This window comes from Priestia sp. TRM10, assembly GCF_057808375.1.
Map to the genome: position 1 here is coordinate 349,873 of NZ_JBJZOT010000002.1, position 25,922 is coordinate 375,794.

Sequence of the window (25,922 nt, forward strand, 5' to 3'; positions counted from 1 at the left end):
TTCTTAATTAGATAAGAGAAGGTGGATATCATGACAAAAAAGCATCGATTGTTCATTTTACTAAGCATATGTGTGGTTGCTTTTGTGCTTGTTTATTGGCTTTGGCCAAAGAATGAAAAACTCCCCGTATTAGATGGCATAAAAAGTGTAGCACTACAAAATGTCCATGGTGGAGAGTATGATTTTAAGAGCGGAAAAGTTAAGCTTGTCACTTTTTTTTATACAAATTGCCCAGATATTTGTCCGTTAACAATGGCTGATTTTAAAGATTTACAAGCAGAGCTCAAGAAGGAGAAGATCTTTGCTTCAAAAGTAGAACTTGTAGCTATTTCACTTGATCCAGAACAAGACACACCATCTGTTGTAAAGAAATATGCAGAATCTTTTGGTGCAGATTCCTCCGGTTGGAAATGGTTAAGAGGTTCCTTAAAGGAAACGAAAGGCGTTACAGATGATTTAAAAATGCAGTACAAAAAAGGAGAAGGTAATTTTCTTTCTCATTCGACAACGATGTATTTAATCGATGAAAATAACAAAATTAGAGCGCTTTACGATATGGCTTACTCGAAGAATCCAATTGATAAGAAGAAAATATTAAGTGATATCCGGTATTTAGTAAACAAATAAAAAAGGGCTTCAATCTTTTATTATGAAGAAATGAAAATCCCCCTTCTTCATCTTTTTACAGATAAGAAGGGGGATAAAGAATGGAGCTAGCGAGAATCGAACTCGCATTACTTGACTGCCAGTCAAGCGTAATCCCATTATACCATAGCCCCACTTTAGAGATATTTAGCGAATATTCTTTCATTATAAAGGAAAATGTCACACAGTACAATAAAAAAGAGAAGGGGAAGAGAGAAAATCTCATTTTCAGCCAACTTAAATGAGATTTTTATTCACAAAAGTGTATGATCAGAGAGAGAGTGGAGGTTGTTCATCGCCGTATATGACTTCGCTTAATAAGGAAATATCTTCTGAAATTTCTTTTTTTAATGAAGGTTTTTCACAATTCCTATAGTCGTCCAGCAACCGGGCCAGCTCTTTTCGAAAAAAGAGCACTTCTTGATTGTCAATCATCGTAAAAACCCCTTTTTTAAGATCAACTTCACTAAGAATCTAACATTACCATATACTTATTAAAGTTGCCCATAAATTTTGTTTTCAAACCCCATTGGAATTATTAAGAAAGTTTCGAAAGCAAGGAAAGCCGAAACTAGGCGCTTTTTACTATATGAAAATAGAAAAAAAGAGTGCTTATCTGATTTTTAACTTTAACACGTTAAATCGATAAGGGGTTCGTTTGAACTAATTTGTTTGAGTAAACGAAGAGACGGGTAGAAGTATATGGAATGGAAAACTTGAAGATGGAAGATAAATGAGGAGGTTTAAATCATGAAAAAAGCGAAAATGATCGCTGCTACAGCTTTAATTGGAGCATCTTTTGTAGGCGGAATTGGCGCAACTGTTCATGCAGAGAGCCCAACAATAAAAAAAACAACAAATATTAAAGATGAGCAAAAACAAATGGCGCTAAATACTCTGCTAGGCTTATATAGTAAAGCACAAGAAGGAAAAGTATATGGAGGATTTAGCGATCAGTTCGTTGTGGGAGAAACAACGCGTACAGAGGTATATAACAGCATTGGTAAGCCTTATTCAGTAGAAGGAAACTTTGAACATTATTCAGGTTCAATGGGGCAAGCTTCTTATGACTTCTCCTATGATAAAAAAGGAGTGTTAAAAGAAGTGCGCTACTTTGGTACAAATGTGGAACGTCAAACAAATCTTGGTGGCATTACACCTGACATGATGATAAAGCATTTAGGGAAAGAAGACCGCACACACATTATCACAGGCACAAATGAAACAAATCATATTTATGATTTAGGAGACTATGCGCTTGAATTTGTGGAAAGTGCTGACCATACGATAAGTCACGTGAACTTAGTCGCGCAATAAAAAAGAGAGAATCCCCTCTCTTTTTTATTATGTGTTTATAGGTACTATACAACTAGATAAACTAAAACCGCGAGGATGTTTGGAATGGCAATCGATATAAATCTCTTCGATTCCTCCACACGTCCGATTTTGCGTTTTTTTCGACGAGAAGACATTGTACCTTTATTTCCTAGAATGATACTGTCAAGGAAGTAGGCTAGTGCTAAAACGAGATTAATAAATGCAGCTCCCCCGCACACATAATAAACATACTTCCATTCTCCAATAAAATAGGAAGTGATGAAAACAACAAGTAAGATAAGCATGCCTGATATTAACCCTTTTTTTACAATTAGTATCACTCCTTTTTGAGTTTTTATACATATTTTACCACATTTTTTGTTTTTATAGGAATATTAAGGAAAACCTTCTTGAGTAGGCAAAAAGAAGAGAAGCGTTATTAATAACGGAGTAAGTGTTCTTACAGACTTTAGGAGGAGAAGAGGTATGAGTATGATGAATCATCGGGAATTTCATTTCCATATAGGCTATTATAAAAGTGGTTATGAAGCAGTCACTCATAAACGAAAAAATGAATAATTTGTATTCTGTTCAAAAGTAAGATTAGTTCTTTTATGTTATAATTTGGATGTGAAATGAAAAAACACAATTCGGTTGGTAGTCCGGATGCATGAAGAAGACTTCATGTCAGTAGCCTTCCCCTCCTCGGGATGTCCATCATTTTATAGTATTTTATAGAGGAGGGAATCGTTATGAGATTAACGATTTACCATGATGGTCAGTTTTGGGTTGGAACAATTGAAGTGGTTAGTGACGGCCATTTAAAAGCATTTCGTCACGTTTTTGGAGGAGAACCAAAAGATTCAGAAGTGTTAACTTTTATCTATCATGAACTTTCAACTCTTATTCATAATTCACATCAATCAGGTGTCAATGTAAAACAAAACGACCTCAAACGCATCAACCCTAAGCGTTTACAGCGCAGGGTAGCAAAAGAGATGAGAAGAACTGGAGTCTCAACAAAAGCCCAAGAAGCAGTTAGGCAAGAATATGAAGAACGAAAAAAGCAACGTAAGCACATCACAAAGCAGCACCGTGAAGAAGAAAAGCAGCGAAAATATCACCTCAAAAAGAAAAAAGCAAAAGCGAAGCATAAAGGAAGATAGAAAAAAAGATCCCTCATAAATGGGGGATCTTTTTAGTTTATTTAATGTCATTTCACGCTTTCACTAAGTGCTTGACGTTTAAAAGAAAAAATTTCGTCTACAGCTTTCTTATAGCCACCTGCATTTTTGAAAGAGGTGCTAATTTTTGTAGCGTTCTCTTTGTAAGAAGATTCACATAAGAGGGTATGAGCTGTTTCTTTTAATTTCTCTGCGGTAATACTGGTGAGATCAAGATGAATCCCTGCTCCTAACTCTGCAATGCGCTTTGCAACAATAGGTTGATCAACACTTACAGGCAGTACAGCTAATGGAATATTAAAATATAATCCTTCACTTGAACTGTTCATTCCTCCATGTGTAAAGAACACATCTGTATGTTGCAGCACTTCTAGCTGAGGAACATAGTTTTTCACAATAAAGTTTGTAGGGATATCACCAAGCTCATCTATTTTTAATTTTTTACCGATGGACATCACAACGGTTCCTTCAAAATCTGCAAAAGCTTTTAAGCATGTTTGATAAAAATCAATGTTCTCATTGAATATTGTTCCAAGAGAAATAAAGATTACAGAATCGTTTTCTAGTTTTTCTAATGGGAATTCGATATTATGCTGTCTTTTGGCAATAGAGGGTCCAACAAATTTAAACGTATCATCAAGCTCTTCACGATGCATTTGGTAATGTTCAGAAGTATAGACAATCGTTAGGTCACCAGAGTTCGGCATAATGGAACCTTTATTACGGATAAAGGTTAAGTCTACATTGTATTTCTGTTCAATCTCCGTTAATATTTTTTCACTTTCTTCATCAAAACCTTCTATATCTTCTGTTACATTTAGATGCTTTTTCATGTCTTCTAACATGTTTTTTGTAAAAGCAAACGTTGTGCAATTGCAGATTTTAGGGATGTTTAGCATTTTCGCTAAAATAACGCCGGCTAGACAAATTTCATCGTAAATAATATAGTCATATGTTTCATCTTGAATGTCAGCCACAATTTTGTCTAATAGAAAACTGTTCGCTTCTAAGATTTTTGACATGCTAGGAAGAGTATTGGCATTCATCGTTTCTGAAAAATCTTCGTATGTTCGGACAACGGCACCAACGTTTTCGAGGCGCTCTCTAAAACGTTCTGCACAATAATATGTAATCGTTTCGCCTCTCTCAACTAATTCTTTGACTAATCCCACAGTTGGATTGACATGTCCTTCGGCTGGTAAGTTAATAAATAATACATTAGACATGAAACAGCCTCCTTTTAGGTAAATATTCATATTTAGATATAATTTTGAATTTTATTTACTTAAACAATCTGAATGTGGAGATTATATCACTTTATCATAAAGTAATTCTAGTGAATTTGTTGGATCAGGAGGATGAACCTATTTTAGTGAGATAGAATGTCTTACATAGTTTAGGCCAATAGTAACCTACTACAATATGTTTCTTTTACTTTAGAGGGATGTTTTACTTTAAATCTAAAAAGTATACGGTGATTCATCTACATGCTTTTAGATGTAGTTTATTATTAAGGTTCACCTCTTTTTATAGAATAAAAAAGTGCGAGAATGATGGACAGAGGCATAAGCAAAAAGAGTTCCATATCTAGTATGGAACTCTTTTTGCTGTTAATAAACAGCATATACTTTTACTTCAAAATCTTCGGTAGCACCTTCTGGATTAGCGATTTTAAGAGCTGGGGAAAAAGCTAGAGTGGAAGAAAGATCTGTCTTAATCCCATTCGAGACATTGTGAAAAAGTGGAACATCCATAAAAGGTGTTAGCCCTCTGTACACATCAAACGTTACGCCTTCTGGTGCTACCCATTTAAGTGCATAGATACCTTTTGGGGGGGAGGCTAGCAAGATAGTATCTGATGAATGTAGTTGTCCTGGCATACCTTCATAAGACGGTGGTCTATTAGTTGGAGAACTAATAACCGTGCCAACAAGTTTTAAGCGCTCTTCTTGTTGCGCTATGTTACCTTCTTGTTCAGAAGTGGAAGTTTGGGCAAAAGTAGAAACTTCACCTGTAGATAAAACAAAAGGTACGGCAAGTGACGCGATTAGAAGCTTTGTTTTCTTTTTCATCATATTCTCTCCTTAAATATAAGTAGTGGGTAGCTACTTAATATTAAGAATTAGCTAAAGAAATGAAGAATCCTTTAAAATTTCTTTATTTTTACATTTTTATCTATAAAATCCTTTTATTATTCATATGAAATTCAAAAAATTAGAGTATCGAAAAAAGAATCACTGCTATCATCGTTTGCACACATGACACAATGCCTAACCTTTTTAATGAGCTTTCTTTTTTCGTAAGAAAGGTGTCACATAAAAGATTAAGCATAAAGAAAATAATTAGGGCAAAAAGCGTTTCAACAATGATCATATCGTTCTTTTCACATCCATAAAAACTGATTAATTCTCTTCCTATTTATATAAGAGAATTAATCAGTTTTTATGGAAATTTATTGAATTAACCTTTCGTTTGATGTAATCTATATGTAACAATAAGTAATATATAGATTGCATTACATTAAGAAGGTGTTAATCTGAAAAACAAAGTGAAATTAGCGCGCGTTGAAAAGTCGATGACTCAGCAAGACTTAGCTAAGAAAGTTAATGTGACACGACAAACGATTGGATTAATTGAAAAAGGAGAATATAATCCGTCGCTAAAGCTTTGTCTTAATATTGCTCATGCTTTAGGAAAAACGTTAGATGACCTATTTTGGAAAGGGGAATGAAGATGAAGAAATCGTGGCTATCGCTCTTTTTATCAGAAGATGAGTATAAAGAAAAAAGGATTTTATACTTTTTAGGGGAAGCCGCCATTTTAGGGGTATGTGTTAGTCTTTTATTTCTAATTGCAAGCTATACGTATCCACTTCATATAATAGAAACGAACATGTTTTTTAGTTTTGTCGTAGTTGGACAGGTTATCTACATCTTTTTAAGATATATTTTCTCTGGAATGGAATATATGGATACGTTTAGCAGCAACGATTATAAAAGAGAAATGAAAAAAATCTTTTTTCAATCTCTTACATTTATGTTTGTATTTTTTACGCTCTATGTATTGGTTAGCGGTCTTCCACAAAAACAGCCCGAGTGGAGAGACATGATAGGCTTGCCAATTCTTAGCGGGTTTTTAATGTTTTTAATTAACTTCATTTCTCTTAAATCATCGTATAGAAAAAATAATGGATAGATCCATGGGATAGGAGAAAGCAAAATAAAGAAAATAGGATTTCTTGTCCTATCATTGTTTGTTATTTCTTTATTACTTGCAGTGACAAAATAATAACAAGCAAGCCAGATAAGTCAACCGTGAAAGAAGAAAAAATAACGAAAAAGATAAGAATGGAGGAGATTGGTTCTATGTTTTGGGAAGGACAAGATATTCGTTCTTTATTTTGATTGTTGAAGTAAATGGTGAAATGAAGAAGGGTATAGTATCAGCGGAAGGAGAGGAAGAAAGATTAGAGATGCAACAAAAAAACATAGGGGGTTAACCTCCTATGTTTTTTTTGCTATAATGCACCTATTAGAACATTATAAACATTATACGATTGAATTTTGTTCAACATCTTCTTTAAGAAGAAAATAATGTTGCGGAAGCTCTGCAACTGTAAATAAAATAGCTGTAAAGACTGCGCCAGGAAAAAGGACGTATGCATTTTCAAATCCGTACGGCAAAATATAGGTAATAAAGAACGCCGTGAAGAAGTCGATAATGAGCGTAATAATTTTAGTATGAGAACGAAGCAAAATGCGTTCCACATACCTTGTGACAAGAGCAATCGCCACACCAATGACAATTGGTTGCCAGTAGGAAGAATAAAAGATACCGGGGAAAATAAAGGCCGCAAATGTTGCTAAAACAGGGGTTAAAATCAGTTTGATAAGTAAAATAGTCATTGTGCGTCTCCTTTTTATAAGTTAACGCTAGTATGTGTAATAAAAAAGAATTCACGCATACTACAACAAAAAAAGGCTCCTAGATGGAGAAGCCTTTTTCCTTTTATGCCGAAGGTTTATAATTTGATGCGGGTTTTTTTGCGGGTTTTGGTCTTAAATTTTTAAGCTGTTTTTTCAAGTATTCCTTTAAAAGTCGCTTCTTTCGGATACTTTTATCTCGATTTTTCATTTCACATCACCACCTCTATTGTACTCAAAAGGGAGGCATTTCGTGCTAGATAAAAGACACAAAGATACTATCGACCTTGCAAGTTTGTCAATTTAGACAGCATGCGCTCGCCGCTTTTCATTGAGGAACCACATAAAGGGCAGCTTGGCTTTTCATCGAACGAGAAGTTTTTTCTCATCCATCCTACGCATTCCGTTGATTCACATTCCCATACAGCAACTTCTTCTTGTACTTCTTCTTCGGTATTTCGTTTACTCCAATGCATAACACCACTCCTCTTTTTTGACAGAGTACGTTCACGTTTGTCACGCTTTGTAAGGAGAACGAATCTGTTTGTTTGCTTAATTTATATTGCCATTAGATGAAAGCAATTCAGCCTGTCTAAGCATTACAAATAAAAAATTCACATATCTCCTTGTATTCGCTAAGATGGTACTTTTATGAATACTGTTAACATGTGAAGGAAATCTGTTATAATTTTTCTAACTAATCTTAATTATACGCTTATTATTCATCCTTTTCAATGTATATTTATTACAGAGAAGGAGTCATATAAAGATAAATGCGTCATATATGCTCTATAATGTTTAATACGAATATCTTTAACATCTTGTGTAAGACAAGTGGAGGGGAAGTTGTGAAACAAAGATTTGATGCAACAAATATTGCATATACATCTATTATTACATACAGCATTACCGTTTGGTTTATCCAGTCCGAATGGCTTTTATTGCTGCTTTTACTTGCGGTTATTAGCTTTAGTTGGCCACACCGCCATATGTTAAAAAAGCTCCGTTTTTACGAACTAGCTCTTTTATTAGTTGGTTTTGTTGTGCTTGTTACCATTGGTTCAGTGCTTGTATGGGGAAGTGATGCGCTCATTTCACGAGAAATTACGATTGGAGATAATGGGAAAATTGGCGTTCAGTTCTTGTTGATTTTAATGGTGTTGTTCGGTCTAGGGTACTTATTTAAACGTCTGTTCAAAAAAATGTTCGGAAAAAGAGTAAATAATAATAAAAAATAGAGAATTTTCATTTACTTATTCATTTTTTCGATGTAGTCTTATAGAAATAAAGCAATTTTAAAAACATAATGAAAAAGTGGGGAACGCAGAATGATTAAAGCTGTTTTTTTCGATCTTGATGATACGCTGCTTTGGGACAAAAAAAGCGTAAAGGAAGCCTTTGTGGCAACGTGTACATATGCAAGTCAGAAACGTAATGTAGATGTAGAAAAATTAGAAGAAGCGGTAAGAGAAAAAGCCCGTGAACTTTACTCTTCTTATGAAACGTATGAGTTTACTCAAATGATTGGAATCAATCCTTTTGAAGGACTATGGGGAAACTTTTTAGATGATGATGATAACTTTCGCAAAATGAAAGATATTGTACCAGCTTATCGAAAAGAAGCGTGGACACAAGGATTAAAGGAGCTTGGCATCGATGATGAAGCATTTGGAGCAGAGCTTGCAGAACGCTTTCCACTTGAACGTCGTAAGCATCCGTTTGTATATGAAGAAAGCTTTCGTACGTTAGATAAGCTAAAAGAGAATTACCGTCTTCTTTTATTAACAAACGGTTCTCCAGATCTTCAAAATACAAAGCTTGAGATCACACCTGAGATTGCTCCTTATTTTGACGAGATTATTATTTCAGGAGCATTTGGTCGTGGTAAGCCTGATCCAACCATTTTTGAACACGCTCTTGAAAAAATGGGATTAGAAAAAGACGATGCGATTATGGTAGGAGATAACTTAATGACAGATATTTTGGGCGCCTCACGCATTGGAATGAAATCAGTGTGGATTAACCGTGAAAATAAAGAACGTAATGAAGTTACTCCAACGTACGAAATTACTCATTTAGAAGAACTATATCCACTGTTAGAAGAGTTAAATAGATAAAAAAAGCCTCCGCAACGACGGAGGCTTTTTTTTACTTCAGTAGGTCAATTGTCTTTTCAAGCCAGACAATATATCCTTTTTCTCTTTCAATGGCTCTCGTTAAGACGAGGTAGTGACCAAATTGAGGAGAAGAGAACGTAATCGATATTTCCTCTTCTTCTAGTAAAGATAGCGTCTTTTGAAGCTTTGAAAGATTTTCTTTCCTCTTAACAAGCTGATCGTTAAAAAGGTCATATGCTTCTTCTTTCTCCATAGCTGAAATAAAGTATGTTTTTAGCATAAATTCATCTTTGTTTACACTTGAATCTCGCTCCACTTTTTCAAGCCACTCTGAAAGCTCTTTTTCTCCAAGCGAAGTAATTTCATATACTTTTTTTTCAAGTTTTGTTCCTTGAACAACGACTTCATATTGAATAAATCCTTCATCTGTCAGCTTTCGTAATTCAGGATAAATTTGACTGTGTTTTGCTGTCCAAAACTGTCCAAGTGGTCCTTTAAATTTGCTTGTAATATCGTACCCTGTTAATTTCTCGTTGTAGAGAAGTCCTAGTATCGCATATTTTAAAATCCGCATGCTTTGCCTCCAGCTCTATTATTTGACACTATTATATCATAGTGTTAACATAAACATGTAAATAGTTACATGATTTCTTCTTGCTTAGAAGAAGAAGGAGGAAAAACTATTATGAATAAGCCGTCATTGAAAAAAGTGGCTTCTGCAGAAATTGAAGTTGCCGCACCAATAGTTGTTGGCCACACAAAGCTTGGAAGACGACAATTTATTCCAATCAAAGGTGGGAAAATAACCGGAGAGATAAATGGCAACATTATAGACGGTGGAGCCGACTCGCAAATCATTCGTGCTAACGGACGAACAGATTTATCTGCTCGTTACGTTATCGAAACAAACGATGGTGAACTTATTTATATCGAAAACAACGGTATACGCCAAGTGATCGAGCATTTTAGAGATCGCGCCTCAAGAGGGGAAATTATCGATCCTGAGCACGTTTATTTCCGCACTGTTCCGACGTTTGAAACAAGCAGTGAGAAATACGAATGGCTTGAAAATTCCCTGTTTGTTGGGGCGGCTCTTCGTACAGAGACAAAGGTAGTATTAGATATTTACAAGGTACTTTAATCAAGAAGGAGAGAGAAATATGGAAAACTTTATTGGAAATCACATGATTTATACGTATGAAAACGGTTGGGAATATGAAATGTATATTAAAAATGACCATACAATCGATTATCGTATTCATAGCGGAATGGTTGGCGGACGCTGGGTGCGTGATCAAGAAGTTGATATTGTAAAATTGACAAAAGGCGTTTATAAAGTATCATGGACAGAGCCAACAGGAACAGATGTATCTCTCAACTTTATGCCTGAAGAAAAACGCATGCACGGCATTATTTTCTTCCCAAAATGGGTTCATGAACATCCAGAGATTACGGTTTGTTACCAAAACGACCATCTTGATTTAATGAAAGAGTCAAGAGAAAAATACGAAACATATCCAAAATATGTTGTACCTGAATTTGCAGACATTACGTATCTTAAAAACGTTGGAAAAGATAACGAAAACATCATTTCAAAAGCTCCATATGAAGGAATGACAGACGATATTCGTGCTGGAAAACTTCAATAAGTATGAAAAAAGCCAAGTATATATACTTGGCTTTTTTCATGTGTTTTATTTTCAGAATAGTTTTATTATAATGAGAGGAGAAAAACTGCAGAATTTGTCATCTTTTTTGTGCAAACTCTAAAAGAGAAAAGAGGGATGTTCATGAAAATTGTTCAGTTTGAAGTCTGGAGAGAACGAAGAAAGAGGCGCCGACGGATAAAGGCTGCTGAAATTGGAGTCATTTTTCTTCTTTTATTGGCCGAGCTCTTGCTTGTATGGAACGGAGATTTTATGATGCACGAGGCATTTGAAAGAGGAAACGCACTTTATTATACCCTTATTCTTCTTTCGCCTTTTTGTCCCATTTTGCTGCTTTTTCTATTTTTAAGAGTTTTTAAGCAAAAAGAGAGACGTTTATCGTGAAAATAATCCATGTTATCCAAGAACGAAAAAAGCCCTAACTAAAAATCAGGGCTTTTTTGTATTATATACCAAGCAATGAAAGAACATATGTCCATAAGCTAATAAGTACGAGTAAAAATAAACTATATTTAAGCGTCATTGTAAGCAGTTTAGATTCTTGCCCTGTTTCTTTAACAGAAGCTGTCGCAATCGCAATAGATTGTGGTGAAATAAGCTTAGCCATAACGCCTCCGCTTGTATTAGCTGCAAGAAGAAGCGATGAACTTGTGCCAATTTGAGCGCCTGTTACAACTTGTAAGTTACCAAATAGCGCATTGTTGCTAACAACAGAGCCTGTAATAAAAACGCCAATCCAGCCTAGTACAGGAGAAAGAAGGGGAAAGATATCACCTGTTTTAGCTAGCGCAAGACCAATAGAAGAAGAAAGACCAGCGAAATTGGCGAGATTTGCAAAGCCCATAATCAAGCAAATTGTCACAATCGGAAGCCAGAGCTCTTTTACGGTCTCACCAAGTCCTTCCCACGTTTTTTTTCTATTCATATTACGACTTAAAAGAGCTGTTAACAATACGGCAATAAAGATAGCTGTACCTGTTGCCGCTAAAATATCAAATTTAAATATAGCCTCAAGCGGCATTTTTTCAGCTGAGATAGGTGGGATTTTCATAACCGCTCCATCTAAGCTAGGAATGTGAACCATCAGCGTTGTTTTCGCTAGAGGACCACCTTCTGCAAAAAGAGCTTTAAAAGCAGGTAGGCTCCATAGCATAATCATGATTGTTAAAATATAAAAAGGGGACCATGCAAGCACAATATCTTTAAATGAAAAAGGAGGTTGGGTGCTGACTTTTTCTTCTTTGTTTTCTCGATAAATATGCTTTGGCTGCCATTTTCTAAGGAAAATAGCTAGAGCTGCCATGCTGAGAAGAGCAGGAATGATGTCGGCAAGTTCTGGACCTAAAACGAACATTGTTAATATTTGAAAGATTGAAAAAACTAAACTTACAACAAGAAGTGCTGGGAGCGTTTCTTTAATTCCTCTCCACTTGTCTAAGATGAAGACAAGTAAAAAGGGGATGATAAAAGAAATGAAAGGGAGAATGAATATAAGCGTATGCGATAAGTCCAATGTTCTTAGATTTCCCATTTGTGCTCCTACAATGACGGGAATGCCAATAGCTCCAAACGCTCCAGAAGCAGCATTTGCAATTAAACAAAGCATAGCAGCTTTCAATGGACGAAAACCAAGTTCTGTGAGCAGAGCTGCACAAATAGCAATTGGAACGCCAAAGCCTGCTGCTCCTTCTAAAAAGGCGTTAAAGCTAAATCCGATTAATAGCACTTGCAGGCGTTGATCTCTTGAAATATTGGCGATACTGCCTCGTATAATCGCAAACTTTCCAGACTTCACGGCAATTTTATATAACCAAACAGCCATAATAATGATGTAGCCAATTGGCCAAAGTCCGTTCGCGATACCTTGTACAATCGCTGCTAATGCCTTTGTGATTGGCATATGAAAGCCAATTACAGAAACACAAGCACTAATAAGTAAGGTAAGAAGGGCGGCTATGACGCCCTTCATTTTAAATAAGGTGAGTGAGAGCAAAAAGAATAGTACAGGTAGAGCTGCAAGTAGTGCTGATAAATAAACATTATCTAAAGGATTATAGTTTTGAATCCACATGATGACCCACTCTTTCTTTTACATTATTTTGTTACTTCTTCAAAGTGTGGAGCTAAAATCTCTTTTAATACATGTGCACTATGAGCAAATTTTTCTTCTTCTTCCTTATTTAAATCAAGTTCTACAATTTCTCGAATTCCATCTCGATTAATAACGGCTGGAACCCCAATATAGACGTTTTCTTCGTTATATTCACCTTCTAAGAGGGCAGATACAGTTAATATGCTGTTTTCATTGCGCAAAATCGCTTTTGTAATGCGCACAAGTCCCATCGCAATGCCATAGAAGGTAGCACCTTTACTTTCAATGATTTGATAAGCAGCATCACGTACGTTTATAAATAGGTCATCTAAATCTTCTAGTTTGTATTCTTCATTTCGTTCAATCATTTTAAGAACAGGGATGCTGCCAACATCAGCAGAGCTGTAAACAGGAAGCTCGCTATCACCGTGTTCTCCAATAATATAAGCATGTACATTTTTAGGAGCAACATTGAAATATTCACCAAGAAGGAAGCGGAAGCGAGCTGTATCTAAAATTGTGCCAGAGCCGATTACGCGTTCTTTTGGTAAGCCACTAAATTTCCAAGTTGCATAGCTTAAAATATCTACTGGGTTTGTTGCGACAAGAAAGATGCCGTCAAATCCGCTAGCCATTACGTTATCAACAATATTTTTAAAGATTTTTAAGTTTTTTTCAACAAGATCAAGGCGAGTTTCGCCAGGTTTTTGGTTAGCACCTGCACAAATCACGACAAGGTCTACATTTTTACAATCTTCATAATTACCAAATCGAACGTGAGTCGGATGAGGGGCGAAAGCTTTTCCGTGATTAAGGTCCATCACATCTCCCATTGCTTTCTTTTCATTCAAGTCAATCATAATTAGTTCATCTGCGATACCTTGGTTTACAAGAGCAAAAGCATAGCTTGATCCTACAAATCCTGTTCCAATTAATGCGACGCGGTTTACTTTTTCCATGAATAACTCATCCTTTCTGACGTTAAGAAAATGTATAAATTTGTTTGTGAATCATTTCACAATTAAATCATACATCATATTTTTATAAGTGACAACAAATAAATTCCAATTATTTTGTCTAATTTGTGAAAAATATCACAAATAATAATATTATATTTTCCTCGAAAAACAAAAAAACAAACATTAATCAGTTTAAAAGAGGAACAATCTGATAAAAAGAACAGTAATTCAAAAAAACTATGTTCTAAAAGATACTAAATAAAAAAGCTCAAAGAAAATTCTTTGAGCAAAATTTAACGACTTGAAAATAATAAACTAATACCAAGTAGTCCAAAAACCATTCCTTTTGTATATTTTAAGACATGCTGAAAACGTAAGCTTTGAATGAACTTTTGGCCAAGCTTGGAAGCAAAAAAGGCAATAATACTAAAAATGATTAATGTTTCGATAATAAAAATAAAACCAAATAAAAGCATCTGTAAATTCACATGTCCAAGCTCTGGACGTACAAATTGAGGAAGGAACGTCAAGAAAAATAGGGCACATTTTGGATTCGATAAATTCATAATCATGCCTTTTCGAAAATAGTGTCCTTGTTTTTTATGAGGAAGCACCATTGATGGATTCTTTTCTCGGAAAGCTTGAAAAGCTAAGTAGAGAAGATAAATGACTCCAACGATTTTTAAAATGTTAAAAGCAAGAAGCGAGCTTGCGAAAACAACGGAAAGACCAAAAGAAGCAAGCAGCGTATGAAAAACTGTTCCTGTAATGGATCCCGCAACAGTTTGTAGTCCTGCTTTTTGTCCAGAAGATATGCTTTGGGTAAGAACAAAAAGCATATCTTGACCTGGGATAAGGACGATTGTGACAGATACAAGTATGTAGGGTAAAAGCCATGAAAATTCCATATTTTTTTCTCCTTTCTTTTTATGCAGCTTTATTCTAAGTTCTTTTGAACATCTTCTCAAGAGTGTCAGATAATGAATTAATATAGCAGTCTGGTGAAGGATTAAAGGGAACTTTGTCACATATTGTTTTAAACGAAAGAGCAAGCATGATAAAATGAAAAAATAACCATAAAATAAGAAGTGAAAGTAGAGGATACAGCGATGAAAAGAGAACCATCTTTTGCAACAGGCTGCTTTTATGGAGTCCTAATGTCGATTCCACTTTGGTTAATCATTTTATGGGGTGTAAAGAAATGGATTCTATCATAAACATCAATATAGAATGCTCAGAAAGAATCCTGCTTCTTGTTTTATAGCAGGATTCTTTTTAGAAGAAAAAGGGAAGAAGTAAGAGAAAATATAGGTTGAAGGGTGTAAAACAGGATGGAATCAATTATAAAAAGACGCAATATTATTAAATTTATGAATGGAAAGACAATAAATATAGAAGATTCTGTTGTTACAGAATTTCCAGTTACCATCAAAGTGAACGAAAAAGAATTTGTGACAATGGTATGCACACCTCAGTATATAGAGGATATGGTAATTGGCTATTTAGCTTCTGAAAGAGTAATTCAGTCCTACAAAGATATTAAAAATTTATGGATACAAGAAAAAGAAGGATTTGTTCATGTTGAAATTGAAAACCTTCATACATATTATGAAACCTTTCAAAACAAGCGCTATATTACATCATGTTGCGGAGGAAGCCGGCAAGGTTTCGTTTTTACAACAGATGCGCTTGCGGCTAAGGAGATAAATTCCAATCATGTAAGTGTTACCCCTAAGGAATGTATTCACTTTATGAATAAGCTCCAAAACAGTGCAGATACGTTCAAACATACAGGAGGTGTTCACAATGCCGCTCTTTATGACCGAAATGGTTTCTCTCTAGAAAGAATGGATATTGGAAGGCACAATGCCCTAGATAAAATCTACGGCTATTGCTTAAAGAATAACATTGAATTACATGGAAAAGTTGTGGCTTTTAGCGGTCGAATTTCTTCTGAAATTTTACTTAAAGCAAATAAGATAGGCTGTGAGGTTTTACTATCTAAATCTGCCCCAACCGAGCTAGCGCTAGAACTTGCAGAAGAGCTTGGAATGACAACTGTTGGCTTCATTCGGGGAGAGGGCTTTAATGTTTATACAGGAAGTGAACGTATTATTTTTCCTTCCTAAAAAGAGACCTTTTCCAGATAAGGATAGCCTTGTAAAGCCTATTTTAATTTGAGAGAAAAAAATATAATAGCACTAGAATAGTTCAGTAAGTGAACTATTCTTTGAAAAAGAGGAGAATTTGAAATTTAAGAGAAAAGGGGAGAAAAGATGGAAAAAACGGTTGCAGTTACAATTAACGGGGAACAACATAAAGTTCAACAAGGCACAAGGCTCTTAGATTATCTACTAGCTCAAAATACCCCACATCCTCATGTTTGCTATTCTGAAACGTTAGGTCCTATTCAAACATGTGATACATGTATGTGTGAAATTAATGGCGATATTATGCGAGCTTGTTCTACTGAAATCCAAGAAGGAATGGAGATTTTAACCTCATCTGAACGTGCCCAATCTTCTCAGAAAGAAGCAATGGACCGCCTGTTGGAAAATCATTTATTATATTGCACAGTTTGTGATAATAATAATGGAAATTGCCGTGTACATAATACAGCAGAACAGCTTGAGATTGAACATCAAACACGCCCATTTCGTGAAAAAGGATATGAAAAGGATCATTCTCATCCTTTTTACCGCTATGATCCAGATCAGTGCATTTTATGTGGGAGATGTGTAGAAGTTTGTCAGGACGTTCAAGTAAACGAAACGCTCACAATTGACTGGGATCGTAAAATGCCACGCGTGCTGTGGGACAACGGAAAAAGTATTAACGAGTCTTCTTGCGTATCCTGTGGCCAATGTGTCACTGTTTGTCCATGTAATGCCCTAATGGAAAAATCGATGATTGGAGAAGCTGGGTTTTTAACAGGGATGTCAGAAAAGCTATTAGATCCAATGATTGATCTTGTGAAAGAAGTAGAGCCAGACTACAAGACTGTCTTTGCCCTCTCAGAAGTAGAAGCCGCAGCCCGAGAAAAACGAACTAAGAAAACCAAAACAGTGTGTACTTTCTGTGGTGTTGGGTGTTCGTTTGAAGTATGGACAAAAGGCCGAGAAATTTTAAAGATTGAACCAACAGAACAGGCTCCTGTTAACAGTATTTCAACTTGTATTAAAGGGAAATTCGGCTGGGATTTTGTAAATAGTGATGAACGTTTAACAACCCCTCTAATCCGAAAAGGTGATCAGTTTGTTCAAGCCTCCTGGAATGAAGCTCTTACGCTCATTGGAGAAAAGTTCGGGTTTATAAAAGAAACGTACGGTGGAAATGCTCTTGGGTTTGTAAGTTCTTCTAAAACAACAAATGAAGAAGCCTATTTAATGCAGAAGCTTGCGCGTCAAGTTTTTGAGACAAACAACGTTGACAACTGCTCCCGCTACTGTCAATCCCCTGCCACAAATGGATTGCTTGCAACTGTTGGCTATGGAGGAGACTCTGGCACAATTCAAGACATTGAGAATGCTGGTCTTGTAATCACGATCGGCGCAAACCCAACGGAAGGACATCCTGTATTAGCAACCCGTGTTAAAAGCGCTCGTAAACTTCGCGGCCAAAAGCTCATTGTAGCTGATCTTAGAAAACACGAATTAGCAGAACGCTCAGATTTATTTCTTCGACCAAAACAAGGAACAGACTATGTATGGTTAACAGCTCTTGCAAAATATATGATTGACAAAGGATGGAATGATGAAAAGTTCATCCGAGAGCGCATTGACAATTATGAGGAATATGTAAAGCTCTTAGACAAATATACGCTTGATTATGCCTCGGAAGTGACAGGTCTCTCTAAAGAAATCCTTCACAATACAGCAAAAATGATTTATGAAGCGGACGGAACTTGTATTCTTTGGGGAATGGGCGTGACGCAAAATATCGCTGGGTCCCACACGTCAGGCGCGATTGTGAACCTTTTGCTTGTAACTGGTAATTTTGGACGAACAGGAACGGGCGCTTATCCGCTTCGGGGGCACAATAATGTACAAGGGTCCTGTGATATGGGGGCACTTCCACAGTCGCTTCCTGGAAATGAACCTCTTACAGATGATGAAGCAAGACAAAGATTTGAAGAGGCTTATGGAGTGTCTATTTCAAAAGAAAGTGGCTTAAAGAACGTAAATATGTTAGTAGGAGCGAAAGCGGGAAGTTTAAAAGGCATTTATTTAATAGGAGAAGATATGGCCTTAGTTGATGCAAATGCAGATCATGTTCAGGATGCACTGAGTAAGTTAGATTTCTTCGTTGTGCAAGATTTGTTTTTTACGAAAACGGCTCAGTTTGCAGATGTGATTTTGCCAGCTTCACCGTCCTTTGAAAAAGATGGAACCTTCACAAATACAGAGCGAAGAATTCAACGTCTTTACCAAGCGATCCCACCATTAGAAGATTCTAAACCAGACTGGTGGATTATTCAAGAAATAGCAAACAGATGCGGGGCTCAGTGGAATTATCATCATCCAAGCGATATTATGGATGAAATTGCTCGCCTTTGCCCAAACTTTGCCGGTGTTTCATATGAGAGATTAGAAGGATGGAAGAGTCTTGTATGGCCTGTTCAACACAGTGGAAAAGACGAGCCGCTTCTCTATACAAAACGATTCAATTTTCCAGATGGAAAGGCACGGTTCTCACTCAAAGAATATGTACCTCCACTTCAGTTTTCAAAAGAGTATGATTTAACGTTAAATAATGGCCGACTTTTAGAACAATTTCACGTTGGGAATATGACAAACAAATCAAAAGGCATTCAGTACAAGCTTCCTAAAGTATTTGTAGAAGTTTCCCCACATCTGGCAGCAGAGAGAGGCATAAAGGATGGTTCGCTCGTTCGCCTCCGTTCCCCATATGGAGCGATTAAACTTCATGCCCTTATCACAGATCGTGTTGAAGGAAATGAACTTTATGTACCGATGCACTCTGTTCAGCATGAAAATGCCGTCAACCTTTTAACCGGAACGGCAGGAGATCTTCAAACCCAAACTCCTGCTTATAAGCAAACAAAAGTAAAGATGGATGTTTTAGCAGAAAGCGGAGAAAATCCGCTTCCATCTTACAATCACCGTTATACCAAACGTTATCCTCAGCTTGGGGTTGAAGTTGAGCGAAAATGGAAGCGCGATGATTATGAACCGATTGCAGATCAAAACCAACCTGTAAGAAAATAAACAAACGTAAGGTAAGGGGGAGTATAATGGCGAAACCTATTACAAAAATTGAAAAACCAGTATTAACAGAAGAGGAAGAGCAAGAAAGAACCCTTCAAGAAGTGCTTCACGAGCTTTCTAAAAATGTGGGTGGCGTGAAAGACACGATGACATTACTTCAAGAGCTTCATAAGAGTGGAATATTAGGAGCAGTTAATCATCTTGTAGAAGCCAAAGAAGACGTGACGAAAATTGCTGTTGAACAGATGCTTCGTCCTCCTGTGACAAATGCTATTAATAACGCTATGGCAGCAGCAGGAGTGCTAACAGATGTTAATCCTCAAACAACGGAGAAGCTTGCAAGCGGGTTTGCCAAAGGATTGCAAAAGGCGGAAGAAGGATTAAAAGAGGAGAAAAAAATGAGTATGTTTGAACTTGCTCGGTCATTGAAAGATCCAGATGTTAATCGGGCCATTAAATTCTCTTTAAACTTGTTAAAAGGCGTAGGGGAAGGATTAAAAGAGAAATAAAAAATTCACAAACAAAGGATGCTAATTTGTATTAGCGTCCTTTTGTTTGTAAGGAAAAAGAAAGTCCATTTACATAAATATCTTATTTTGAAATACGAAAAGGGGTATTTTTTAGCTAAACGTGTTCTAAATGCGTTTAGCTCTCTATCTAATGAGGAATGTGGTAGAGGAAAGGAGCTGATGGTATGCGGTTGAGATATATTTTTCTTGTGAAAGAGGTTTTTGAGTACATACAAAAGAAAACAACTCGTTATTAACAGATTGTCGGGAACATTTTCTTCGTTCACCTTTCTTTTCAACAAAAAGAACAAACAACTGGAAAATATAGTATAATAAAATAGAGAGATAGAAAATAAAGAGAAGATGGATTTGAAAGCATGTTGGATACACTTTAACTTATATGATAGAGAAAAGCTGCTATGTTGAATCTAGCTCTCTTATATTGCCTGTGAAAGGAGAAAGTCATTGATGGATGATAATTTTCTCGAATTTCTTGCAAATCTTCTTCCTCCCACCTGGAGTAGAAAACCTCTGACAACAGAAGAGAAAATCAATGAAAACATAAAAGAACTTCGAAATGTTCCATGGTTTCAATCATTGTTCGCTTCTCATATGGACATTTTTATCATGAATGATTATGTTCGGTTTTCCATCGGTTTACAAAATGTAGAGAACTTATTAAAAAGTGAGCGAAAACAGAAAATATTTAAAGAAGATTTAGTTCATACTCTACAAAAAATTAGAAGGTCACAGCAACGGAAGAAAAAACTGTAATCATTTAAGGATATACGCACTTTTATCTTTTGGGTGCTGGAATACTACGTGCGAAGTGGAAGTGAACATAAAAAAGTAAGGTGTGTGAATATGGAACTTATACCTATAATGGAAGTGCGAAATATTACCAAGCACTATAAAAATAAAGTAGTCTTAGAAAATGTTTCTTTCTCAATCTATGCAAATCAAATCATTGCACTTGTTGGAAAAAATGGGTCTGGTAAAAGTACTTTACTAAAAATTATAGGAGGATTAATCAAGTCAGACAGCGGGGAGTTGTACAAACCCGCATCTTCTTTAAAAATGGGGTATGTTCCTGAAATCACCCCTTCTCATATTCCGTTCACTATAGAAGAATATCTTACTCATATGGGAAAGATTAGAGGGATAAATAAACAACGCTTAAGACAGCGAATAGATGGTTTACTAAAAACGTTTCATTTACAAGAAGACCGCCGAACAGCAATTGCCGCGTTATCTAAAGGAATGAAACAAAAGGTGATTATTATGCAGTCGATGATTGAGGAGACAGGTTTTCTCCTATTAGACGAGCCCTTATCTGGACTGGATCCGAAGGCGCAAAATGATGTAGAAACGATTCTCTTGACTTTGAAACAAAGAGGAGTAAGTATTATTCTTACATGTCATGAAACAAAATTACTAGAAAACCTAGTAGATAGACTCCTATGGATTAAGAATCACCAAATTGTTCAGAATAGTAGTCCTCTTCATACTATCATCGGAGGAAACAAACTTGTTTTTCAAATCCTCGCGCAAACATCATTAAGAGAAGTACTTCCCCTTATGAAAATTCAACAACAGCGTTATTTGAGTTCTAATGCGAACGAGATAGAGGCCATTGTCAAGCCGGAAGATACAGACAAACTCTTAAGAGAACTTTTACAAAGAGGGGCCTCAATTAAGGAGCTGCTCCTTATAAATGAAAATAACAAGAATGTGTATAGCTATTTTGAGAGGGGGTAGGATCGAAGAGAATGAAGGGTTTATTATACTATCACTTACACAACTACTTAAGATCTCATCGATACATTCCTCCTCTTTCCCTTTACATCTTGTCTCTTGTCATAAATTATACATATACACCAAATCCGATATTAGACAGTTATTCATTTACGTCTTTACTTCTTTTCTTTATCATGGGATGGTTTACAGTCACCATATTTCATGCCGAAGATGAAGGACAAAAAAGGATCACAATGCTCCATTGCAAAAATCCAAGAAAATATTATCGATCTTTATTTACAATGGGCATCCTTATTGGGCTTTGTCTCAGTCTTATTTCAGTAGTTTATCCAATTGTTTTTAACGCGTTTGGTGTAGAAACGAGAGGACTACATCTTATAATGGGTTTTTTGTCTCATTTTAGTTTATCCCTCTTATCCCTTTCCCTTTCCGCTCTCTTTACAAGGGAACTTATCCAAAATCAAAGCAATACATGGTGGGGAGTTCTTGGTATTCTCGTTATATCTGTTTCCATCTCCACTTTGAAAGATACGATAGACGGATTTATCTGGTTGTTTCCACCTCTTCATTTCTCATTAGAAATCATGAGTTCAGAAGATAATATAAAGTCTATACCTGGCTTATTTTTGGGGCAGTTCAGTTGGATCTTTCTTTATACTTTTCTATTAATAGGGCTCTTTTTTTGGATAATGAAGCGTAAACATCCCTTGTGAAAAAACTAGGAGAAAGCAAGATGCTTTCTCCTCAGAGGTTTAAAGCGGACCTATTTCATTAAATGGCCAAAAGCGAAATACGGCTTGGCCTTGAATGCTTTTCATAGAAAGTAAACCGAAAATCCGGCTATCTTTGCTTATCGGACGATTATCGCCAAGAACAAATACATATCCTTCAGGCACTACTTTCTTACCTGTTTTTTCTTCTAAAGTAAAGTCTTCTGTCCAATGTTGGCTGATCGATTCTTGTTTCGCTACAGAATTTAAATAGTCTTCTGAATAGGCTTTTCCATTCACATATAGGGTATCATTTTTCATTTCTACCGTATCTCCAGGAAGGCCAATTACGCGTTTAATATAACGATCATCAGAGTCTGGAGCATCAAAGACGATGGTATCAAATCGATCTATATCACTCAGTTTACTCACAATCACACGATTATCATTTTGAATAGTTGGCATCATAGATTCCCCATGAACCGTGTATGGAGAGAAAATGAAGTTGCGTGCAATTAACGCAATCACAATAGCAAAGCCAAACACTTTAATCCAAGAGAAGATTTCTTTACGTTTTTCCACTAATTTCACATCCTTAAAGCAACAGATTCTTTATTATGTTACCACAAATTCCATAGATAGGAAATGGAGAGATAGGATGAAAGAACTAAATTTTGTATTAATGACAGAAGAGGAGTTTCATATTTTTATAGAGAGAGAAGTTTCCCGCTACGCAGAAAGTCTCCGTGAATATAAAAGATTGCAAAGAGGAGAAGCATTGAAAAAAGCTCATCTTGAAATACAACGTCTTCTTCCTCATGGAGTAAACACGCCCTTTCATACGTTTTATCGTTGTCGTAATGGGACTGAAGACGTTGGGACGCTTTGGATATATGCTGATAAGAAAAAGAAGCAGGCTTTTATTTATCAAATTACGATTTTTAGATGTTATCAAGGAAAAGGGTACGGGAAAGCTACATTAAAGGAAATAGAAAAGATTCTTAGAAAACAAAAAATCGACACCATCTCGCTGAACGTCTTTTATGAAAACCAGCGGGCTTACCGCCTTTATAAAGAAATGGGATTTAAAACAGTCAGTATGACGATGAAGAAACAATTATGAAATAAAGGATGAAAACAGGATAGAAAAGGGTATAAGAATAATAAGAAATGTGTAAAGGAGAGACTTTAAAATGGATATCAAACAAAACGAAGAATCTTTTTATATTGGTGAGGAAGAAGGAAAAAAAGCAGAACTACATTTTACAATAGAGGGAGACACCATTGTGGTAGACCACACTTTTGTGTCAGATGAGCTAAGAGGTCAAGGAGTGGCAGGAAAACTGCTTCATCAAGTTGTGGAAATGGCTCGAGAGCAAAATAAAAAAATTACACCAACGTGTTCTTATGCTAAGCAAAAGCTGCAAGATACAAAAGAGTATCATGATGTCCTGTCATAAAAAAAGGGGGAAATAAGATGAAATATGTGATTATCGGTGGAGATGCAGCGGGAATGAGTGCTGCGATGCAAATTGTCCGCAACGATCAAGAGGCAGAGGTCATTACCTTTGAAAAAGGTGAGATTTACTCCTACGGTCAATGTGGTCTTCCTTATGTGATTGGTGGGAAAGTTCCCTCAACAAATGACTTGATTGTACGCAGTGCTGAGACGTTTCGAGAGAAATATGGCATTAACGCTTATACACATACAGAAGTCAAAAAGGTAGATGAAAAAGAGAAAAAGGTTTATGGCATACATACAAAAACAGGAGAAGGGTTTTCCCACTCTTACGATAAACTGCTCATTGCGACAGGAGCCAGTCCAAATCAACCCGATTGGCCTGGTGTAGAGCTAGGGCATGTTCATCTGCTAAAAACGATTCCAGATACCAAAAAGATTCAAGAAAGCCTTCAAGATGAGATTCAAAACGTCACCATTGTAGGTGGAGGTTATATTGGGCTGGAAATGGCTGAAAACTTTCTCGAACTAGGAAAAAAAGTACGCATTATCCAACGAGGAGGACAGCTTGCCTCTCTGTTTGATGAAGAGATGGCTGCACATATCCATGAAGAGGCAAAGCGAAAAGGGATAGAGCTTTGCTTAAAAGAAGATGTAGAAGCACTGATTGGGGAAGAGAACGTGCGGGAGATTCACACCAATAAGGGTACGTATGAAACAGATCTTGTGCTGCTCGCAACAGGGGTTCATCCTAATACGCGCTTTCTAGAAGGAAGCGGTATAAAGGTGGGAATAAAGGGAGCCATCGAAGTGAATGCCTATATGGAAACGAACGTAAAAGATATTTATGCAGCAGGCGACTGTGCTCTTCACTATCATCGTATTAAACAGAAAAATGACTATGTTCCGCTTGGCACAACAGCAAATAAACAAGGAAGAATAGCAGGACTAAATATGCTAGAGAAAGGGGTTCCTTTTCAAGGGGTTGTAGGTTCTTCGATCATTCAATTTCTCGAGCTCACGCTTGGGAGAACCGGTTTAACCGAAAAGGAAGCAAAAGAGCTTCACTTCCCATATGAGGTGATTTCTTTCCAAACTAAAAACCATGCAGGGTACTACCCACAAGCAGAGGATCTTTATCTCAAACTTCTTTATCGAAAAGATAGCGGCCTGCTTTTAGGAGGACAAATCATCGGAAAGCAAGGGGTAGATAAACGGGTAGATGTGCTCGCTACCGCTCTTTATCATAAAATGACTGTTCATGAACTTGAAGATTTAGATTTAAGCTATTCTCCGCCTTACAATAGCGTATGGGATCCGATTCAACAGGCAGTAAAAAGGCGATCACCGAAATAGATAGGGAGTAAAAGACCATAAAAAAAGGAAGAGACCCGTATTGTCTCTTCCTTTTTTGGCTTAACTTGCAAGTATGCCTACATATTCTTTCAGTGCTTTATATGTTGCAGTAATCATCGTAGGAGAAAACTGATTTGGATATACTTCTGTTTTCTGATTTGATGAATAGTCTGTCGGATATGGTTCTACTGTAAGGCCAACGTTATGAAAATGTTTAACAGCACGCGGCATATGATAAGCAGATGTGACGAGAATCGGTTTTTGAAAATGCTCTTTCTTTAATAACTCTTTTGTATATTTCGCATTTTCTTCTGTGTTGCGACTTTTCGTTTCTACGAAAATGGCATCTTGTTCAATCCCTAAACTGATTAGCTGACGTTTCGCAATATCTGCTTCACTGCCGTTATCAGGATAAACGGTGCCTCCAGAAACAACAATAGGCAATCCTGTTTGATTATGTAGTCGAGCCGCTGTTAATAAGCGGTTTGCTGCACTTCCGTAGAGATGACCTTTGCCATCAACATCAGGAGTATCAAAGGTTGCCCCGCCTCCAAGCATGACAATTACATCTCCTGACACTTCTTTTGGAGGAGTATATTGTTTCTCTAGCGCGTGAATCAAAAAGTGACCTGTAAAAGGAATAAAGAAAAGATAGAGCAAGAAAGATAACAAAAGGAAGCAACGAGCTAGCACTTTATCCCGTCGATACGCAAATAAACCAAGTAAAAGCGTTCCTGTAACAAATAAACCAGGAGGAAGCACAAATCCATATAAAAATTTAATAATATAAATCATTCCACTATCCGCCTTTATTTCAAAAGTCTTGATGCCGCTTCTATTATAGCGCATTTTTTCTTTTAGATTTGGGTCATTTGAAATCTTAACAAACCTTTTACGAAATCTCCTATCAAAAGAAGCATAGGGCCCAAGAAAAACGTTTTTATAATTTCTATTAAACATGAGAATAAGAAAAAATTGACATATTTAATACTAGGTAC

General features: G+C 36.4%; 32 protein-coding genes and 1 tRNA gene. 19 read left to right on the forward strand and 14 right to left on the reverse strand.

Features of this window, described 5'->3' with window-relative positions; all coding sequences use genetic code 11:
• Positions 1-30 precede the first annotated feature (30 nt).
• Positions 31-627 (forward strand): SCO family protein, encoded by a 597-nt coding sequence (locus tag ACK3CR_RS01730; protein WP_488974630.1) that lies wholly within the window; start codon positions 31-33, stop codon positions 625-627.
• A gap of 81 nt (positions 628-708) precedes the next feature.
• Here the strand turns inward: ACK3CR_RS01730 and ACK3CR_RS01735 are convergent.
• Together ACK3CR_RS01735 and ACK3CR_RS01740 are read right to left on the reverse strand one after the other, a co-directional pair.
• Positions 709-779 (reverse strand) — tRNA-Ala (locus ACK3CR_RS01735).
• Between the two features lie 136 nt (positions 780-915).
• Positions 916-1,080 carry a hypothetical protein gene (locus ACK3CR_RS01740; RefSeq protein WP_243509548.1) on the reverse strand — a complete coding sequence of 55 codons (165 nt, stop codon included), beginning with the start codon at positions 1,078-1,080 and terminating at the stop codon, positions 916-918.
• A 315-nt stretch (positions 1,081-1,395) separates the two neighbouring features.
• Here ACK3CR_RS01740 and ACK3CR_RS01745 point away from each other — a divergent pair, with 315 nt between their 5' ends.
• Entirely contained in the window at positions 1,396-1,962 is a 567-nt protein-coding gene (locus ACK3CR_RS01745) for a YjgB family protein (protein ID WP_430238579.1), read from the forward strand.
• Positions 1,963-2,006: 44 nt separating this feature from the next.
• Here ACK3CR_RS01745 and ACK3CR_RS01750 read toward each other — a convergent pair whose 3' ends face one another.
• On the reverse strand, positions 2,007-2,267 hold the full coding sequence (locus ACK3CR_RS01750; protein ID WP_243509542.1) for a hypothetical protein: 261 nt from the start codon (positions 2,265-2,267) through the stop codon (positions 2,007-2,009).
• A gap of 447 nt (positions 2,268-2,714) precedes the next feature.
• On the opposite strand from ACK3CR_RS01750, the gene ACK3CR_RS01755 reads away from it, so the two are divergent.
• Positions 2,715-3,128 (forward strand): YjdF family protein, encoded by a 414-nt coding sequence (locus tag ACK3CR_RS01755; protein WP_243509540.1) that lies wholly within the window; start codon positions 2,715-2,717, stop codon positions 3,126-3,128.
• A gap of 47 nt (positions 3,129-3,175) precedes the next feature.
• Here the strand turns inward: ACK3CR_RS01755 and ACK3CR_RS01760 are convergent, their stop codons facing one another.
• Positions 3,176-4,372 (reverse strand): macrolide family glycosyltransferase, encoded by a 1,197-nt coding sequence (locus tag ACK3CR_RS01760; protein ID WP_488974631.1) that lies wholly within the window; start codon positions 4,370-4,372, stop codon positions 3,176-3,178.
• A gap of 384 nt (positions 4,373-4,756) precedes the next feature.
• Complete coding sequence (locus ACK3CR_RS01765) at positions 4,757-5,221, reverse strand: hypothetical protein (RefSeq protein WP_328123642.1); 465 nt, start codon at positions 5,219-5,221, stop codon at positions 4,757-4,759.
• Between the two features lie 461 nt (positions 5,222-5,682).
• On the opposite strand from ACK3CR_RS01765, the gene ACK3CR_RS01770 reads away from it, so the two are divergent.
• Together ACK3CR_RS01770 and ACK3CR_RS01775 are read left to right on the forward strand one after the other, a co-directional pair.
• On the forward strand, positions 5,683-5,877 hold the full coding sequence (locus ACK3CR_RS01770; RefSeq protein WP_243520844.1) for a helix-turn-helix transcriptional regulator: 195 nt from the start codon (positions 5,683-5,685) through the stop codon (positions 5,875-5,877).
• Between the two features lie 2 nt (positions 5,878-5,879).
• Positions 5,880-6,341, forward strand: a complete 462-nt coding sequence (locus tag ACK3CR_RS01775) for a DUF3278 domain-containing protein (protein ID WP_488974632.1) — start codon at positions 5,880-5,882, stop codon at positions 6,339-6,341.
• Between the two features lie 353 nt (positions 6,342-6,694).
• Here the strand turns inward: ACK3CR_RS01775 and ACK3CR_RS01780 are convergent, their stop codons facing one another.
• The 3 genes from ACK3CR_RS01780 to ACK3CR_RS01790 all read right to left on the reverse strand — a co-directional run bounded on the left by ACK3CR_RS01780 (position 6,695) and on the right by ACK3CR_RS01790 (position 7,545).
• Entirely contained in the window at positions 6,695-7,051 is a 357-nt protein-coding gene (locus tag ACK3CR_RS01780) for a DUF2512 family protein (protein ID WP_019394329.1), read from the reverse strand.
• A gap of 103 nt (positions 7,052-7,154) precedes the next feature.
• Positions 7,155-7,280, reverse strand: a complete 126-nt coding sequence (locus ACK3CR_RS01785; protein WP_264158241.1) for a hypothetical protein — start codon at positions 7,278-7,280, stop codon at positions 7,155-7,157.
• Positions 7,281-7,347: 67 nt separating this feature from the next.
• Entirely contained in the window at positions 7,348-7,545 is a 198-nt protein-coding gene (locus ACK3CR_RS01790) for a cold-inducible protein YdjO-related protein (RefSeq protein ID WP_019394327.1), read from the reverse strand.
• Between the two features lie 372 nt (positions 7,546-7,917).
• Here ACK3CR_RS01790 and ACK3CR_RS01795 point away from each other — a divergent pair, with 372 nt between their 5' ends.
• The gene (locus ACK3CR_RS01795; protein ID WP_243509533.1) at positions 7,918-8,307 is read left to right on the forward strand and encodes a hypothetical protein; all 390 of its coding nucleotides are present in this window, start codon (positions 7,918-7,920) and stop codon (positions 8,305-8,307) included.
• A 90-nt stretch (positions 8,308-8,397) separates the two neighbouring features.
• Positions 8,398-9,186 carry an HAD family hydrolase gene (locus ACK3CR_RS01800; protein WP_268584307.1) on the forward strand — a complete coding sequence of 263 codons (789 nt, stop codon included), beginning with the start codon at positions 8,398-8,400 and terminating at the stop codon, positions 9,184-9,186.
• 31 nt (positions 9,187-9,217) lie between these two features.
• On the opposite strand, the gene ACK3CR_RS01805 is transcribed toward ACK3CR_RS01800, so the two are convergent.
• Positions 9,218-9,760, reverse strand: coding sequence for a PadR family transcriptional regulator (locus tag ACK3CR_RS01805; RefSeq protein ID WP_243509528.1), 543 nt, complete (start codon positions 9,758-9,760; stop codon positions 9,218-9,220).
• A 111-nt stretch (positions 9,761-9,871) separates the two neighbouring features.
• Here ACK3CR_RS01805 and ACK3CR_RS01810 point away from each other — a divergent pair, with 111 nt between their 5' ends.
• From ACK3CR_RS01810 to ACK3CR_RS01820, 3 genes are all read left to right on the forward strand, one after another.
• Positions 9,872-10,327 (forward strand): DUF3237 domain-containing protein, encoded by a 456-nt coding sequence (locus ACK3CR_RS01810; RefSeq protein WP_488974633.1) that lies wholly within the window; start codon positions 9,872-9,874, stop codon positions 10,325-10,327.
• A 19-nt stretch (positions 10,328-10,346) separates the two neighbouring features.
• Entirely contained in the window at positions 10,347-10,835 is a 489-nt protein-coding gene (gene padC / locus ACK3CR_RS01815; protein WP_019394322.1) for a phenolic acid decarboxylase, read from the forward strand.
• Positions 10,836-10,976: 141 nt separating this feature from the next.
• Positions 10,977-11,237, forward strand: coding sequence for a hypothetical protein (locus tag ACK3CR_RS01820; RefSeq protein ID WP_243509524.1), 261 nt, complete (start codon positions 10,977-10,979; stop codon positions 11,235-11,237).
• A gap of 61 nt (positions 11,238-11,298) precedes the next feature.
• Here ACK3CR_RS01820 and ACK3CR_RS01825 read toward each other — a convergent pair whose 3' ends face one another.
• The 3 genes from ACK3CR_RS01825 to ACK3CR_RS01835 all read right to left on the reverse strand — a co-directional run bounded on the left by ACK3CR_RS01825 (position 11,299) and on the right by ACK3CR_RS01835 (position 14,812).
• Positions 11,299-12,924 carry an L-lactate permease gene (locus ACK3CR_RS01825; RefSeq protein ID WP_488974634.1) on the reverse strand — a complete coding sequence of 542 codons (1,626 nt, stop codon included), beginning with the start codon at positions 12,922-12,924 and terminating at the stop codon, positions 11,299-11,301.
• A gap of 23 nt (positions 12,925-12,947) precedes the next feature.
• The gene (locus tag ACK3CR_RS01830) at positions 12,948-13,904 is read right to left on the reverse strand and encodes an L-lactate dehydrogenase (RefSeq protein ID WP_243509520.1); all 957 of its coding nucleotides are present in this window, start codon (positions 13,902-13,904) and stop codon (positions 12,948-12,950) included.
• A 293-nt stretch (positions 13,905-14,197) separates the two neighbouring features.
• Positions 14,198-14,812: a LysE family translocator gene (locus ACK3CR_RS01835; protein ID WP_488974635.1), complete on the reverse strand. Its 615-nt coding sequence runs from the start codon at positions 14,810-14,812 to the stop codon at positions 14,198-14,200.
• Positions 14,813-15,235: 423 nt separating this feature from the next.
• Between ACK3CR_RS01835 and fdhD the strand changes: the two genes are divergently transcribed.
• The 6 genes from fdhD (at position 15,236) to ACK3CR_RS01865 (ending at position 22,112) form a co-directional block, all read left to right on the forward strand.
• A complete protein-coding gene (gene fdhD / locus ACK3CR_RS01840; protein ID WP_488974636.1) occupies positions 15,236-16,033 on the forward strand; it encodes a formate dehydrogenase accessory sulfurtransferase FdhD in 798 nt (265 codons plus the stop codon).
• Positions 16,034-16,180: 147 nt separating this feature from the next.
• The gene (gene fdhF, locus ACK3CR_RS01845) at positions 16,181-19,132 is read left to right on the forward strand and encodes a formate dehydrogenase subunit alpha (RefSeq protein WP_488974637.1); all 2,952 of its coding nucleotides are present in this window, start codon (positions 16,181-16,183) and stop codon (positions 19,130-19,132) included.
• A 26-nt stretch (positions 19,133-19,158) separates the two neighbouring features.
• Complete coding sequence (locus ACK3CR_RS01850; protein WP_488974638.1) at positions 19,159-19,641, forward strand: helical membrane plugin domain-containing protein; 483 nt, start codon at positions 19,159-19,161, stop codon at positions 19,639-19,641.
• A gap of 468 nt (positions 19,642-20,109) precedes the next feature.
• A complete protein-coding gene (locus ACK3CR_RS01855) occupies positions 20,110-20,415 on the forward strand; it encodes a hypothetical protein (protein WP_488974639.1) in 306 nt (101 codons plus the stop codon).
• Positions 20,416-20,505: 90 nt separating this feature from the next.
• Positions 20,506-21,399 carry an ABC transporter ATP-binding protein gene (locus ACK3CR_RS01860; protein ID WP_488974640.1) on the forward strand — a complete coding sequence of 298 codons (894 nt, stop codon included), beginning with the start codon at positions 20,506-20,508 and terminating at the stop codon, positions 21,397-21,399.
• A gap of 11 nt (positions 21,400-21,410) precedes the next feature.
• Complete coding sequence (locus ACK3CR_RS01865) at positions 21,411-22,112, forward strand: ABC transporter permease (RefSeq protein WP_488974641.1); 702 nt, start codon at positions 21,411-21,413, stop codon at positions 22,110-22,112.
• Between the two features lie 39 nt (positions 22,113-22,151).
• Here the strand turns inward: ACK3CR_RS01865 and lepB are convergent, their stop codons facing one another.
• Positions 22,152-22,691, reverse strand: a complete 540-nt coding sequence (lepB, locus tag ACK3CR_RS01870; protein ID WP_061804344.1) for a signal peptidase I — start codon at positions 22,689-22,691, stop codon at positions 22,152-22,154.
• A gap of 76 nt (positions 22,692-22,767) precedes the next feature.
• On the opposite strand from lepB, the gene ACK3CR_RS01875 reads away from it, so the two are divergent.
• From ACK3CR_RS01875 to ACK3CR_RS01885, 3 genes are all read left to right on the forward strand, one after another.
• Positions 22,768-23,232, forward strand: coding sequence for a GNAT family N-acetyltransferase (locus ACK3CR_RS01875; RefSeq protein WP_488974642.1), 465 nt, complete (start codon positions 22,768-22,770; stop codon positions 23,230-23,232).
• A gap of 70 nt (positions 23,233-23,302) precedes the next feature.
• The gene (locus tag ACK3CR_RS01880) at positions 23,303-23,569 is read left to right on the forward strand and encodes a GNAT family N-acetyltransferase (protein ID WP_040057552.1); all 267 of its coding nucleotides are present in this window, start codon (positions 23,303-23,305) and stop codon (positions 23,567-23,569) included.
• Positions 23,570-23,586: 17 nt separating this feature from the next.
• A complete protein-coding gene (locus ACK3CR_RS01885) occupies positions 23,587-24,924 on the forward strand; it encodes a CoA-disulfide reductase (protein ID WP_488974643.1) in 1,338 nt (445 codons plus the stop codon).
• 60 nt (positions 24,925-24,984) lie between these two features.
• On the opposite strand, the gene ACK3CR_RS01890 is transcribed toward ACK3CR_RS01885, so the two are convergent.
• Complete coding sequence (locus tag ACK3CR_RS01890; RefSeq protein WP_243509501.1) at positions 24,985-25,719, reverse strand: YdcF family protein; 735 nt, start codon at positions 25,717-25,719, stop codon at positions 24,985-24,987.
• Positions 25,720-25,922: the final 203 nt, after the last annotated feature.